This is a genomic window from Psychromonas arctica (genome assembly GCF_038155225.1).
Classification (GTDB): domain Bacteria; phylum Pseudomonadota; class Gammaproteobacteria; order Enterobacterales; family Psychromonadaceae; genus Psychromonas; species Psychromonas arctica_B.
Genome location: NZ_JBAKBA010000121.1, coordinates 1 through 340, shown reverse-complemented (window position 1 = coordinate 340; position 340 = coordinate 1). Strand labels below are relative to the sequence as shown.

General features: G+C 33.2%; 1 protein-coding gene. It reads right to left on the bottom strand.

What is annotated here, in order from left to right:
• Nucleotides 1–30 precede the first annotated feature (30 nt).
• Nucleotides 31–340 (bottom strand): transposase (locus V6255_RS18035; protein WP_341629379.1); only part of this gene is annotated, 310 nt, incomplete at its 5' end.

The following is a 340-nucleotide window of genomic DNA, read 5'->3' as shown; positions in this document are numbered from 1 at the left end:
TAGGGCGTGTTGATCTTTGATGCTCAATAATTACTCAGCATGTATAGGGGGCCACATAATAGTGAATGCTAAAGCAACCATGCTTGCATAATTTTGTTCTAATTTATCGTATCTCGTTGCTATTGCTCGGAAATTTTTAATTCTTCCAAATACATTTTCAACTAAATGTCGATACTTATACAGACACCAATCTATGTCATTGTTTCCTATTTTATTGTTTTTTCGTCTAGGGATGACTGAAATAGCACCTTTTTCATGTATATGATCTCTAAGCTTTTCACTGTCATAACCTTTATCTGCAACAATATAAGATGATTTAGGAGATTGATTTATCAGCTCT